The 13,089-nt window shown below is 43.3% G+C and carries 12 protein-coding genes; 2 read left to right on the top strand and 10 right to left on the bottom strand.

The window, feature by feature from the left end; translation table 11 throughout:
• Window positions 1-260: 260 nt before the first annotated feature.
• The 6 genes from smpB to map form a co-directional block, all read right to left on the bottom strand.
• The gene (gene smpB, locus HXT32_RS01570) at window positions 261-758 is read right to left on the bottom strand and encodes an SsrA-binding protein SmpB (RefSeq protein ID WP_004107461.1); all 498 of its coding nucleotides are present in this window, start codon (window positions 756-758) and stop codon (window positions 261-263) included.
• Between the two features lie 133 nt (window positions 759-891).
• Window positions 892-2,298 (bottom strand): CHAP domain-containing protein, encoded by a 1,407-nt coding sequence (locus tag HXT32_RS01565; RefSeq protein ID WP_012914380.1) that lies wholly within the window; start codon window positions 2,296-2,298, stop codon window positions 892-894.
• Window positions 2,299-2,444: 146 nt separating this feature from the next.
• A complete protein-coding gene (gene ftsX, locus HXT32_RS01560) occupies window positions 2,445-3,368 on the bottom strand; it encodes a permease-like cell division protein FtsX (protein ID WP_012914381.1) in 924 nt (307 codons plus the stop codon).
• A complete protein-coding gene (gene ftsE / locus HXT32_RS01555; RefSeq protein WP_012914382.1) occupies window positions 3,368-4,831 on the bottom strand; it encodes a cell division ATP-binding protein FtsE in 1,464 nt (487 codons plus the stop codon). The genes ftsX and ftsE overlap by 1 nt, the downstream gene beginning before the upstream one ends.
• 63 nt (window positions 4,832-4,894) lie before the next feature.
• On the bottom strand, window positions 4,895-6,031 hold the full coding sequence (gene prfB, locus HXT32_RS01550) for a peptide chain release factor 2 (protein ID WP_116773688.1): 1,137 nt from the start codon (window positions 6,029-6,031) through the stop codon (window positions 4,895-4,897).
• A gap of 80 nt (window positions 6,032-6,111) precedes the next feature.
• Window positions 6,112-6,885: a type I methionyl aminopeptidase gene (gene map, locus HXT32_RS01545; RefSeq protein WP_116773687.1), complete on the bottom strand. Its 774-nt coding sequence runs from the start codon at window positions 6,883-6,885 to the stop codon at window positions 6,112-6,114.
• A 102-nt stretch (window positions 6,886-6,987) separates the two neighbouring features.
• On the opposite strand from map, the gene HXT32_RS01540 reads away from it, so the two are divergent.
• A complete protein-coding gene (locus HXT32_RS01540; RefSeq protein WP_422119011.1) occupies window positions 6,988-9,117 on the top strand; it encodes a M13 family metallopeptidase in 2,130 nt (709 codons plus the stop codon).
• Window positions 9,118-9,208: 91 nt separating this feature from the next.
• Here the strand turns inward: HXT32_RS01540 and HXT32_RS01535 are convergent, their stop codons facing one another.
• The 3 genes from HXT32_RS01535 to HXT32_RS01525 are packed head-to-tail and all read right to left on the bottom strand — an operon-like array spanning window position 9,209 to window position 10,171.
• Complete coding sequence (locus HXT32_RS01535) at window positions 9,209-9,397, bottom strand: hypothetical protein (protein ID WP_219705501.1); 189 nt, start codon at window positions 9,395-9,397, stop codon at window positions 9,209-9,211.
• Window positions 9,376-9,855: a CAP domain-containing protein gene (locus HXT32_RS01530; RefSeq protein WP_231875255.1), complete on the bottom strand. Its 480-nt coding sequence runs from the start codon at window positions 9,853-9,855 to the stop codon at window positions 9,376-9,378. The genes HXT32_RS01535 and HXT32_RS01530 overlap by 22 nt, the downstream gene beginning before the upstream one ends.
• Window positions 9,776-10,171: a hypothetical protein gene (locus HXT32_RS01525; protein ID WP_219705495.1), complete on the bottom strand. Its 396-nt coding sequence runs from the start codon at window positions 10,169-10,171 to the stop codon at window positions 9,776-9,778. The genes HXT32_RS01530 and HXT32_RS01525 overlap by 80 nt, the downstream gene beginning before the upstream one ends.
• Before the next feature lie 408 nt (window positions 10,172-10,579).
• On the opposite strand from HXT32_RS01525, the gene HXT32_RS01520 reads away from it, so the two are divergent.
• Window positions 10,580-11,068, top strand: a complete 489-nt coding sequence (locus tag HXT32_RS01520) for a single-stranded DNA-binding protein (protein WP_033888461.1) — start codon at window positions 10,580-10,582, stop codon at window positions 11,066-11,068.
• Window positions 11,069-11,189: 121 nt separating this feature from the next.
• On the opposite strand, the gene HXT32_RS01515 is transcribed toward HXT32_RS01520, so the two are convergent.
• On the bottom strand, window positions 11,190-13,022 hold the full coding sequence (locus HXT32_RS01515) for a proline--tRNA ligase (RefSeq protein WP_116431587.1): 1,833 nt from the start codon (window positions 13,020-13,022) through the stop codon (window positions 11,190-11,192).
• Window positions 13,023-13,089 lie beyond the last annotated feature (67 nt).

Here is a 13,089-nt window from a genome sequence, read left to right as displayed (position 1 = left end):
TATGTACTAAGAATCTATAATTTGCATTAATGTGTATAACTATACACGATAACCCTACAAATTCAACAGCCTTTTATACGATTATTGAATATACAAAGATACTCATGCGGTACATCTGCACAATAATTATGCTTTTCATAAACAAAAACTGCATATTATTCGCAATAATGTATAATATGTGCGTGTCGCATTACCTCACTTTTTATCACGTGCGAAGCAAGCAAGTGTTTCACAAACGCATAAAAAAGAAGCGTCAACTCTTAATCAATACTACGAGAACGCAGATTACGGTAACGCATTTCACGCAAAGCCTCTCGCTTATCTTGCTCCTCACGCAAAGCCTGACGCTTATCAAATTCCTTTTTACCGCGCGCTAAAGCAATTTCTACTTTTACGTAGCTTCCCTTAAAATACAAACGCAAAGGCACAACAGTGTAGCCTTTCGCCTCAGTTTGCCTAGAAAGCTTAGCAATCTCAGCAGCATGAAGCAGAAGCTTACGCTTGCGCTTAGGAGCATGATTATTCCATGTGCCGTTTAAATATTCAGGAATATTTGCTCCTTCAAGCCACATTTCACCACGACGATCAATATTCACAAATGATTCAGCTAAAGAAGCACGCCCTTCGCGAAGTGACTTAACTTCAGTACCAGTAAGAGCAAGACCTGCTTCATAACAATCTTCAATTACATAATCATGATGCGCTTTACGGTTTTGTGCCACAGTAACAGTGCCATCTTGCGCAGGCTTATTTGCCATAATTCCCCTCCAGTACACATCACGCACAAAAGAAACTTGCTATAAGATACTACTATCTTATGGCAAGAACAATAAGTCGTAAACTTACAAAGTTTTCAATTTCAACAAATTGAAAACTTTGAAGTGCTTATATTTAATAATGCACATACTCGTAATCGCCTGGATTATAAATAGTTTCATAAGCAGGGAATGTCGAAAAACCAGTTCCACCTTCAGAAATAAGAACTGATCCATCAGCATTCACACGTTCCACAACCGCAACATGTCCATATTGCCAATCAGCATTCCAGTTGCCGACGCGTTGACCGCGAGCAAACACCATAACAGCACCAACATGTGGAATTCTATTAACTAAATATCCAAACCTACGACCAGTATTCGCCCACTCAGCACCATTACCCATGTAGGAGCCAACTGGCAGACCAAGTTGCGAACGACGCAAATAAGCCCATAACGTGCATTGACGAGCAGGATAAGCAGAACCACCAACAGTGTTTCCAGTATTATGCCCGTAGCAGAACTTAGAACCTTCTGCGCAATTTCCAGGAACAGTATAATTCATACCATTAGCAGCACCATTAGAAAGTTGCATCGGAGGAAGGTAAACATTCTTTCCAGAGCTTCCATTCAATTGCTGGCGATTACCAGCATTCGGATCAGCTTTAGCGAATGACTTATTAGCAAGAGCACGCGCTTGAGCATCGATGGCCGATTTCATTGCTATAATTTCTGCAGCCTCACGCGCAGACTGAGAAGTCAAACTACTCTTTTGACCTTCCAGCTGCTTACGAATCTCTTCACCATGATCTCGCAAACTTTGCAAGGACTTTTTGCGATCATTGGCGGCTTTCGCAGCGATTTGAGCACTTTGCGCTTGAACATCCGCCTGCTGCTTTAACTTGGTTATTTCTGCTTCAATAGCAGCCAAACGCTGACGACGATTCATAGAAGTATTCAACTTAATAGCAGCATCATTAGCAGCATTTGCTTCACTTCTAGCAACAGCAGCCTCGGATTGTAACTTTCCAACAAACTGTTCTGTAGTAGTTGATTTAGTCACAATATCCATAACATTAGATGCCTGAGAACCATGGAAACTCTTACGAGCAAGCTGTGCTACAGCAGCCTTAGCATCATCAAAATCTTCACCAGTTTTTTTAATTTTCTCTTCCAAATCACGCTTATCTTTTTGTGCAGACTCTAGACGCTGCTGCGTTGATTCTACAAGACTGCGCGCCTGAGAAGCTTGCTCTTCTGCTTGTTGAGCAGCTCGTATTTGATTTGGAATTTTATGCTCATTTAAATCATTCAATTCAATGATCTTATTTGCAAGTTGTTTACTTACACCAGCAAGTTGGTGCTTCAAATTCTCGTTTCGTTGTATTTTGCGCCTATATTCCTTCATGTTGACAGCACTTGCTGTAGACGCATTAAATAATGCACCAGCAACACCAGCAAACATCATTGAAATAGCAACTATTAAACTCACTACAGTGTGAGTGCGTCGAATTGCATACATGCTATGTCGATCTTCGCTCATATCACTTCCCTTTCAACATCACTATTGCGAATTATACCGTAATGCAAGGAATCACGCGAGTTTCTACTTCAAATCTTCTAAAATATTACTTTCACAATGCTCATGCGAAAATAACGCAAATAATTACGCACCTATTATTTTGCATTTTAAGCTTTTAAGTATCGCCTCAAAGCAATAGCAGAAGCAACTATAGATAACACTACTGCACCAGCTACAAGTATTGGAACGCATAGCCACACAGTTGTTTGAGTAACAAATGGCATCCAACGCACATTCTGCGCAAGCCAATCAGTTACAAAAACTTTAACTACTAAACTTAGCGCAGCACCAGCAAGTAAAGAACCCACAAACGACGCGAACGCTCCTTCAAGAAGAAACGGCATACGAATAGTCCAGTTAGAGGCACCAACTAAGCGCATAATTTCGGTTTCTTGACGACGGCTAGCAGCAGACATTCGAATCGTAGTGCCAGTAAGCATAATCGCTACAACAACCATAACTGCTGCAAGCACAATTGTCACAACAGTAGCGCGATTAAGCACACTGAAAACAGGATCAAAAATCTGACGCTGATCAACAACTTCTTCCACACCATCGCGTCCAGAAAGAACTTCTGAGACAACCTGATATTTCATAGGATTAGTAAGCTTCAAGCGCAACGAATCTTGCATGTCTGCCGCAGTTAAAGTACGTCCTTGATACATTCCGTTAGGATATTGCTTTAAGAATGTGTTTTTATAAAATTCATTGCGGCTAACATAAGTGATATTTGAAACATCATCGCCTAATTCTTGGTGAATAATATGCTCCAATTTTACAATTTCGGCATCAGTAGGTGCTTTTCCAGAAGCACAAGAAGGAGATTGGCTAGTTCCATCCGGGCACAGCCAGGCAACCACTTCTACTTTGTCATACCAGTCACCTTTTGCCTTGGTAATCTGCGCTTGCATAAGCACTGAAACACCAATAAAAAGGAAAGAAATGAACGTTACAAGCATAACCGAAAGAATCATCGAAACATTACGACGCAAACTAATGCAAGTTTCGGAAAAAATAAATCGTAAACGCATTACTCTGCTCCTTCAGTTTTATTAATGTCATTATTGCTATCGTCAACACTAATGTTCTCATTATTAGTATTTTCAGCTGCAACAGGTGGCTTAGGCGGAGCTGGAGGCATAGGAGGAAGCTGAGATTTACGCTCAGATTCAACATCGGATTGTAACTTACTTTCTGCTTCTGACTGCAACTCATCGCCGGTTTCGGATTGTGATTCTTCGCTCACTTCAGAGTTTTCAGTAGATTCAGTAGATTCATTAGTTTCAGCAGTTTCGTGAGATTCGTGAGATTCATTAGTTTCTGCAGTTTCGTGATTATCAGTAGTCTCAGTAGTCTCAGTAGTATTAGCAGTTTCTGCAGTTTCAGAATTTCCGGCAACTTCAGAGGATTCTTTATTATCTTCCGAAATCTCAACTTCTGAATCATTCTCTTCAACATCTTCATTATCGTTTGAAGAAATCAATCCTCGTCCCCAAGTCATCGTTGTTTCCAAAGACTGGAACACTTCGCCGTAACGACCAGTTCTGCCAGAATGAACAGACTGAGCCAAACGTGCGATTCCTTCATTTTCTGAAGTGTCACTCTTCAACGATTGCGTTACCATGTCAACAACTTCACGCGCCTGAGCAGCACGTTGAGCTTTTTTAGAAAGCCTCTTATGACGTTCAGTATGCTCAGATTGAGCAATTGACTTTTGAGCATCGCGATCTGATTGATCTTGAGAATTTTCAACAGTTTGTTGTGCTTTAGAATTATGCTCAACTTCACTATCTGGGAAATACAATGCAGAATCATATGATCCTTCACGCTCATCACGCACAATTTTTCCAGCATGAAGCTCCACAACTCGCTTACGCATTGAGTTCACAATTTCCTCATTATGCGTAGCCATAACAATCGTTGTGCCAGTTCGGTTAATAGCATCCAAAACTTCCATAATTCCAAGAGAAGTAGTTGGATCCAAATTACCAGTAGGCTCATCTGCAAGAATAATTTGAGGGTGATTGACGTATGCGCGAGCAATTGCAACTCGCTGCGCCTCACCGCCAGAAAGCTCGTGTGGGTAATTATTTTCTTTACCAGTCAAACCAACCGTTTCAAGAACACGAGGAACAAGTGAACGAATCGTAGACCGACTCGTGCCAATCACTTCCAAAGCAAAAGCAACATTTTGGTAAACTGTTTTATTATTAAGCAGCTTATAATCCTGGAAAATAAAGCCAAGAGATCTACGATACTGCGGCACTTGTCGGTTAGAAAGTCTGCGCAAATCGTTACCAGCTACGTGAATTTCCCCACCATTTGCTTCTTCTTCACGAAGCAGCAAACTAAGCAATGTAGTTTTACCAGAACCGGAAGCGCCAACAAGAAACACAAAATCTCCGCGATCTACATGCAAAGACACATCGTCTAATGCAGGACGTGTACCTCGAGGATATATTTTTGACACATGATCTAATGAAATCAGCGACATTGTTTCAATTCCTTCCGAAGATTATGTGTAATTGTTGGTTTTTAGTTCTAGCTTTAGTTTTATTTAAGATTCTGCTTCAGCTTCTTTTTGAGCTGCAACTCGCTGCTCGTGACGCCAACGAATGCCAGCTTCAATAAAACCGTCAATATCGCCGTCAAAAACAGCTTGAGTTTGTGAAGTTTCGTAACCAGTGCGCAAATCCTTCACCATCTGATAAGGGTGAAGCACGTAAGAGCGCATTTGATCTCCCCAACTTGCCTTAATATCTCCAGCAAGTTCCTTCTTTTTTGCAGCTTCCTCAGCATGCTTAAGCACAAGCAAACGCGATTGCAAAACTGCCATTGCAGCGGCGCGGTTCTGAATCTGACTTCGCTCATCTTGCATAGAAACAACCAAGCCGGTTGGCAAATGCGTAATACGAACAGCAGAATACGTAGTGTTCACGCCCTGACCTCCTGGCCCTGAAGCCTGGAAAGTATCCACGCGAATATCCGAATCTGGAATATCAATATGATCTGTAGCTTCAACCAAAGGGATTACTTCCACTGCGCTAAAGCCAGTCTGTCGACGGCCTTGATTATCGAATGGCGAAATACGAACCATTCTGTGAGTACCGCCTTCTACAGAAAGACGACCATACGCGTACGGGGCATCCACTTGGAAAGTAGCGGATTTAATACCAGCTTCTTCCGCATAAGACGTGTCCATCATCTTAGTTTTGTAACCGTTTCGCTCAGCCCAGCGCAAGTACATACGAAGAAGCATTTGAGCAAAATCAGCAGCATCCACGCCGCCCGCACCAGAGCGAATCGTAACAACTGCAGAACGAGCATCATATTCGCCGTCAAGAAGAGTCTGAACCTCCATATCGTCCAACTCGTGAGCAATATTTCCAAGCTCTTCTTGAGCCTCGCTCATAGAATCAGCATCGCCTTCTTCTTGGCCAAGCTCAATTAAAGTCTTAGTATCTTCAATGCGCTGATCTACAGCTTGCAAACGCTTCAACTGAGACTGAGCCGCGGAAAGCTTACTCGTAACCTGCTGAGCATGCTCAGAATCATCCCAAAGTCCAGGCTCTGCAGCCTGCTTTTCTAAATCAGCAATCGTAACTTTCAACGAATCAACGTCTAGTGCTTTAGAAATCGAAGAATACTTTGCTTCAACATCATTTAATGCTTGGGAAAAATCAAATTCCGCCATTTACTTAAAGTACCTCTTTACATACCTGTTTTACGCAATTACTACTCGCAAAATACTTACAAAATCAACTATTGATAAGTTTAGCGCACGGTCAAAATCTCAGGACCGTTTTCCGTAATTGCAATCGTGTGCTCGCTGTGAGCACCGCGAGAACCATCAGCAGAGCGAAGAGTCCAACCATCCTTAGGATCCTGGTAAATTTCGTCAGTAGTCTTTAAGAACCATGGCTCAATTGCAATAACTAAACCTGGGCGAAGCTTGTAGCCATGGTGAGCAGTGCCATCGTTAGGAACATGCGGATCGCCGTGCATAATATGACCGACTCCGTGACCGCCAAACTCAAGATTTACGCTATAACCATACTCGTGAGCAACGCAACCAACAGCTGCAGAAATATCGCCAAGACGGTTGCCAGGCTGAGCCATGTTAATGCCAGCCTCCAAAGCTTCCTCAGTGCACTTAATCAAGCGCAAATCCTCAGGATCTGCATGCTTTCCAACAACGAAACTAATAGCGGAATCTCCAACCCAGCCGTCTACGTTAATTGCCAAGTCAAGAGTTAATAAATCACCATCTTTAAGGTTGTAATCGTATGGAACTCCGTGAAGAACAGCATCGTTTACAGACGTGCAAATATAGTGCGCAAAAGGACCTGTACCAAAATCAGGAGCGTAATCAACATAGCAAGAAGACGCACCTTTGCGGCTCATAATACGCTGGCAAACGAAATCATCAATCTCAAGAAGATTCGTGCCAACTTTGGTCATTGCTTTCAAGTCTTTAAGAATACTACCGACGAAGCGACCTGCAGGCTTCATCGCTTCAATTTCAGATGGAGTTTTAAGTTCAATCATGCTTCAAGACTAACGCGCAGGCACGAAAATAGCGCAGAATATGGCGAAAATATTGCGAAAATACTAGCTAATGGTGTCGCTTAATACTTGTAAGCTAAATTCATGCTTAATAACAATGAAAATAATAAAGAATCACAGAAGGAAATTTCTGCTGTAGATTTTGACCCAGCCTCCTTCTCGTCGGTTATTCGTCCACAAGACGACTTGTTCCGTTACATAAACGGTCCTTGGATTGACACTTACACTCTTCCAGACGACCGCCCAATGTACGGTGCTTTTCACAAGCTTGCAGAAGATGCAGAGACGCAAATTCGAGATATTTTAGAAAGCGAAGATTGCTCAGCTAAAAAATCTCAAACTTTATACCGTAACTATTTGGATACTGCAGCTATTGAAAAAGCTGGAATTACGCCAATTAAAAGCGATTTAGACGCTGTGGATAAAGCTTGCAGCAAGGAAGATTTGGTTCGCACTCTCGGCACGCTTAACCCTTACGGCGGACCGGACGCAATGTTCTATTTTGGCGTTTACGGAGATCCTAAGGATCCTAAGACGAATATTATGCATATTGAGCAGTCGGGATTGGGCCTTCCAGACGAAGCATACTATCGCGAAGATAATTATGCTCCAATCCGTACTGAATACGTAAAAATGGTAGCTTCTTTGCTGCGATTGGCAGGTTACGGAGATAGCGCTACTACCCAAGCGCAAGCCGAGCGTTTTTTGAATGTTGAAACGCAGATTGCAAGCAAGCATTGGGATAACGTAGCAACTCGCGATTCTCAAAAAACTTATAATTCTTGCAATTATGCAGATTTGGCAAAAAAGCTTGAAGCACTTAATCTCGATGCCTTCTTAGATGCTGCACAAAAATCGTACGACACTTGCGAAGAAGCAAAGCATCAGCCAATCAATCTTCGTGAAGCTTTTAGCAAAGTAGTAGTTCACGAGCCAAGCTTTATAGAAGGATTGAATAAGATTTGGCAGGAAGCAGAATTAGAAGATTTAAAGCTTTGGGCACGCGTGCACGTGATTTTGCGCTGGGCAAGCTTACTTAGTGAAGATTTTGCACAAGCGCGATTCGACTTCTACGGCAAAGTGCTTTCTGGTGCCACAAAGCAGCGCGACCGCTGGAAGCGAGCAGTCGGAGTTGTTGACGATGCCTGCGGCGAGGAAGTTGGACGCGAATACGTGCGATTGCATTTCCCTGAGTCTTCTAAGGAATATATGCAAGGCTTAGTTGACAATCTTATTAACGCTTACCGCGAGTCGATTTCTCACAGCAGCTGGCTTGGTGAGGAAACTAAAGCGAAGGCTTTGGAAAAGATTAGTAAATTTGAGCCAAATATTGGTTACACAAACCATTGGGTTGACTACTCTGCGTTAAATATTAAGGAAGACGCTGGTTTAGTTGAAAATATGCGCGAAGTTTATCGATTTGGCTTCGGTAAGAATACTGCGAAAGCTGGAAAGCCCGTGGATCGCGAAGAATGGCAGATGACTCCGCAAACTGTGAACGCTTACTACGATCCATTGCTTAACGTAATCGTATTCCCTGCTGCAATTTTGCAACCACCATTCTTTAACCCGAGCGCTCCAGACGCAGCAAATTATGGCGCTATTGGTGCAGTGATTGGCCACGAAATCGGCCACGGTTTTGACGACCAAGGTTGCGAATACGACGGCGACGGCATGCTTAACAATTGGTGGACTGAAGAAGACAAAACCAACTTCACTGAGCGCACTAAGAAGCTTATTGAGCAATACAATGCTTTCACACCAACGCAGCTTATTGTTAAGTACTCTCACTTGAAGAGCAAAGAAGAGCGCAATGCGATGCCTCACGTAAACGGTGCTTTAACAATCGGCGAAAATATTGGCGATTTAAGCGGCGTGACTATTGCGCTTAAAGCATACGCTTTCGCTTTGCAAAAGAGTGAAGGGCATGAAATTGACGGAAGTGAAGATGCGATTCGCGAAACTTTGCTGAACGCTCCTGAAGTAGATGGTTTCACTGCTTTGCAGCGATTCTTCTTAAGCTACGCGTTAGTATGGCGTTCCAAGGCTCGTAATGAAATTGCGGAACAGCTGCTTCAAATCGACCCGCACTCCCCAGCCGAATGCCGCACTAACGGCATTGCTCGTAACGTAGACTTGTTCTACGATGCCTTCGACGTTAAAGAAGGCGACGAGATGTGGCTCGACCCTGCTGAGCGCGTGCACATTTGGTAAGTTGCGAATAAATCGCAAATAAATCGCAAATAAGTCGCGAATAAGTCAAAAATAGAAGCCTGCAGACGCTTAATAAACGTTTGCAGGCTTATTATTTTCTATTTTTAGAAATCATTCTTCGTCTTAAGAAAATCCAAGCCACCACTGCAATAGTGCACAAAACCAGCACGCTTAAAATCGCAAAAATAATCACAATAAATTTATACGTTGAAGCATTTTTCTTCATAGCTTTCGCCAACTTTTTATGATGCTTATGCTTCAAATGCTTCTTTTTAGCCAAAGCTTTTTTCTTCTTAGCTTCCTCGTCTTTACGCTTCTGCTCTTCCTTCTTCTTTCGCTCCTCTTCAGCACGCTTTTTTGCTCTTCGGGAGATTCTGGGCCAATCTTGCCATCCAGATAATCAATATCACCGTTATATTCCGACAGTGTCAACGCTCCAACAACACCATAAGGGCCGCCCGAAGCCTCTCCGTAACCGAAAGAAATATTGCTAGGATTCAAAATCTGATACAAATGACCATTATCTTCGTTAAAACTTTCGCCGGTTGCGCGCAAAGCCGACTCTTCATCTTGAATCCACAATTGCATAGAACCAGCAAGATCCACACCCCAACTTAAATTTTCACCCCACGCCTTTCGGCCAGTGTAATCAGGCTCACTAACACCATCTGGGCCAAAATGGCCAAACTGCCCATGCTGAGCGGTTTCTTGCGCGCGACGGAAAAGCATCCTCTTCATTGTCAGAATCGTACTGAATATTATTAACATACGCTTCTTTAGTAAGACCGTAGCGGCTCACGTAATCTTGCAAAGGAACGCCATTAAAATACGTGCTGCGATCATCGTAAAGCCTAGATCTTGCGTTTTGAATAGACGAAAGAACGTAACGCGCTACATTACTTGACTGAATAAAAGCTGCAGAAGAAGCAGAATTAGTTGTTTGAATTATTGGATTTTGATGATATTCGTGATGATATTCGCGATTATACGCCTGATGATACGCCTTAGAATGTTCTAAAGTAAAATCAGCAAAATTTTGCGATATTGCACACACAGTTAGGCATACAGCCGAAATAACAAGAATACTAACCTAACTTATGCGCATATTAGATTTATGCTTCGCATATTGCTGATTACTTTCCACCATAAATATCTTCTTCACTACATTCAATATTTTCAATACGTTTGCTCAATACTACCCTGCAATGAGGAATGATTACGCATGTACAGTTAATTGTTGAGCTTTTACTAAATATTTTTCTGTAGTCAAGAGATTAATTACATTGTGGATAAAACCTAGGTTTTAACCACAATAGAAAAGTTTGCTGGCAAAGTTGTTGCGCAAAGTTCATAGTTGTTATTACTGCGGCATTTCCTCGTGGCTGCGAAGCTCAGAGGCAATGATGGCTCTGTATTTCGGGGCTGAAATGGCTGCAGTCCATTTGTGAAAGGACTATGAAATATGGCACAACAACAGTCGACCGTGACTATTAGTGGATACGTAGGCGCTGAGCCTGTAAACTTTGGGCGAAGTGAAAATTCTCCGGCTTGTTCGCTACGAATCGCGAGCACGCAATCATATTACCGCAACGACGAACAGCAATGGCATGAGCGTCCAACTACTTGGATGACTGTGAAAGCGTATAGGACTTTGGCTTCAAACGTGCTAAAAAGCGTTCATAAAGGCGATGCAATCGTTGTATATGGCAATTTGAGTACAGAAAGCTGGACAAAAGATGGAAACGATTATAATCGCGTAATTTTGGAAGCTTCTGCTATTGGGCACGATTTAAATCGCGGAACTACGCAATTTACAAAGCGAAACGCTGATTCCGCTAAAAATGATCATACGAAAGAAAGTAATCAAGTACAGCAGAAGAACAATGCACAACAAAATAACTCTAACGCAAACATTTCGAATGACGAATTTGGAGGCGAAACTGATATTTAAGGAAAATAAAATCGCAATTCGAGAAATCCACTAAACTCACAGCACAATAAATTAATATGAATACAATAAAATAATGCCGCCAAGAATCAATATTCCTGGCGGCAAATTGTAAAACAGGCCGTTACTTAAGCAAATCGTTTACGCGAGATACGATTCGAGCGGCAGCTTCGTCAACTGGAACTGCCTCAACGTTTGAGCCATCACGATTGCGGATTTCAATAGTGCCATTGTTCACGGTATCGCGACCAGCAACAGCAATCAGCGGCACGCCAACAAGCTCAGCATCCTTGAACTTTACGCCTGGAGAAACCTTTGGACGGTCGTCAAAGATTACTTCGATGCCTTGCTTGCTAAGCTCCTCAACAACCTTTTCAGCAGCGTCGAAAGCAACCTGATCCTTGCCTGTTGCAACAACATGAACTTGAGCTGGAGCAATTGCCATAGGCCATGCTAGACCAGCGTCATCGTGATGCGTTTCTGCCAAGCATGCAATTACGCGGCTAACGCCAATGCCGTAGCAGCCCATCCAAACCGGCACAGCCTTACCGTTTTCGTTAAGAACGCTTAAGCCCAAAGCCTTAGAATACTTTAAGCCAAGCTGGAACACTTGACCAATTTCCACACCGCGTTCGAAGCTCAACGGACCGGAACCATCTGGGCTCATATCACCATCGCGAACCTGGGCTGCTTCAACAACACCATCAGCTTCAAAATCGCGACCGTAAACAGCGTTGTAAACATGCTTTCCGTCTTCGTCAGCTCCTGTAATCCAGGCACTTCCCTTTGCAACGTGAGCATCCATCAAGTAGCGGACAGGATTTGCAATACCCCTACCCTCTTTGCGAGCTTGAGGACCTAATACGCTAAAACCAATGTAGCCCTTAACAAACTCAGGATGAGACTTCAAATCATCCTCAGTTGCTTCTTCGATTTCTGCAGGAGCAAACTGAGCTTCAAGACGCTTCATATCTACTTGGCGATCCCCTGGAATACCAATCGCCACGATTTCGCGCCATGGTTCCTCATGCTCGCCGCCTTCAGCATCAGCTGGGTGCTTAACAGCAATAATAAGGTTCTTCAAAGTGTCGGAAGCTTGCCATTCGCGACCATCTTTACGCGGATGCAAGTCGTTAGAAACCTTAACCAAAGCTTCAATCGTCTTAGCGTCTGGAGTTTCGAGAGATTGCGCTGCAGGAGTTGCTGAGTAATCAACATCTTGCATTTCTGGAGTGGTAAGAGCCTCAACATTCCAAGCTTTTCCTGAAGGTGCGAGCGCAAAAGTATCTTCACCAATTGGCATTGGAGCCAAGAATTCCTCGGAATCAGAACCACCCATTGGGCCGGAAACAGCGTGAACAATCACGTATTTAATGCCCAAACGGTCGAAAATACGAGCGTAAGCAGCGCGCTCCTCAACGTAAGCAGATTTCAAACCATCTTCGTCAATCGAGAACGAGTAACCATCCTGCATAATAAACTCGCGGCCGCGAATAAGACCAGCGCGCGGGCGAAATTCGTCGCGATACTTCGTTTGAATCTGGTACAAAGTAACAGGCAAATCCTTGTAAGAAGAATACATATCCTTAACAAGGAGCGTGAAAACTTCTTCGTGCGTTGGAGCAAGAAGATAGTCAGCCTCATGACGATCTTTAAGACGGAAGATATTGTCGCCATATTCTTCCCAACGGTTGGTAGCCTCGTAAGGCTCGCGCGGAAGAAGTGCCGGGAAGTGAACTTCCTGCGCACCGATACCGTTGATTTCGTCGCGAATAATCGCCTGAACCTTGTTCAAAACCTTAAGTCCTAGCGGAAGCCAAGTCCACACACCTGGTGCAGATTTACGAATATAGCCTGCGCGCTGCATAAGTTTTGCGGAAGTCACGTCCGCGTCTGCAGGATCCTCGCGCAGCGTACGAAGGAATAGCTGAGACATACGAAGTACATTGGAATTCATGCGTTCCAATCTATTTGCGCATGAGGACATAAACACTTGTTTACACGCATCAACAAAAGTAATACTC

Source organism: Gardnerella sp. DNF00747 (assembly GCF_049262675.1).
GTDB lineage: Bacteria > Actinomycetota > Actinomycetes > Actinomycetales > Bifidobacteriaceae > Bifidobacterium > Bifidobacterium swidsinskii.
The sequence above is the reverse complement of the archived record's forward strand: the minus strand, read 5'-3'. Positions and strand labels throughout refer to the sequence as shown.

What these genes read in the sequence shown, in the direction of transcription:
- smpB (WP_004107461.1), bottom strand. Translation starts at nt 758, where the DNA reads ATGGCAAATAAGCCTGCGCAAGATGGCACTGTTACTGTGGCACAAAAC.
- HXT32_RS01565 (WP_012914380.1), bottom strand. Translation starts at nt 2,298, where the DNA reads ATGAGCGAAGATCGACATAGCATGTATGCAATTCGACGCACTCACACT.
- ftsX (WP_012914381.1), bottom strand. Translation starts at nt 3,368, where the DNA reads ATGCGTTTACGATTTATTTTTTCCGAAACTTGCATTAGTTTGCGTCGT.
- ftsE (WP_012914382.1), bottom strand. Translation starts at nt 4,831, where the DNA reads ATGTCGCTGATTTCATTAGATCATGTGTCAAAAATATATCCTCGAGGT.
- prfB (WP_116773688.1), bottom strand. Translation starts at nt 6,031, where the DNA reads ATGGCGGAATTTGATTTTTCCCAAGCATTAAATGATGTTGAAGCAAAG.
- map (WP_116773687.1), bottom strand. Translation starts at nt 6,885, where the DNA reads ATGATTGAACTTAAAACTCCATCTGAAATTGAAGCGATGAAGCCTGCA.
- HXT32_RS01540 (WP_422119011.1), top strand. Translation starts at nt 6,988, where the DNA reads ATGCTTAATAACAATGAAAATAATAAAGAATCACAGAAGGAAATTTCT.
- HXT32_RS01530 (WP_231875255.1), bottom strand. Translation starts at nt 9,855, where the DNA reads ATGAAGAGGATGCTTTTCCGTCGCGCGCAAGAAACCGCTCAGCATGGG.
- HXT32_RS01520 (WP_033888461.1), top strand. Translation starts at nt 10,580, where the DNA reads ATGGCACAACAACAGTCGACCGTGACTATTAGTGGATACGTAGGCGCT.
- HXT32_RS01515 (WP_116431587.1), bottom strand. Translation starts at nt 13,022, where the DNA reads ATGAATTCCAATGTACTTCGTATGTCTCAGCTATTCCTTCGTACGCTG.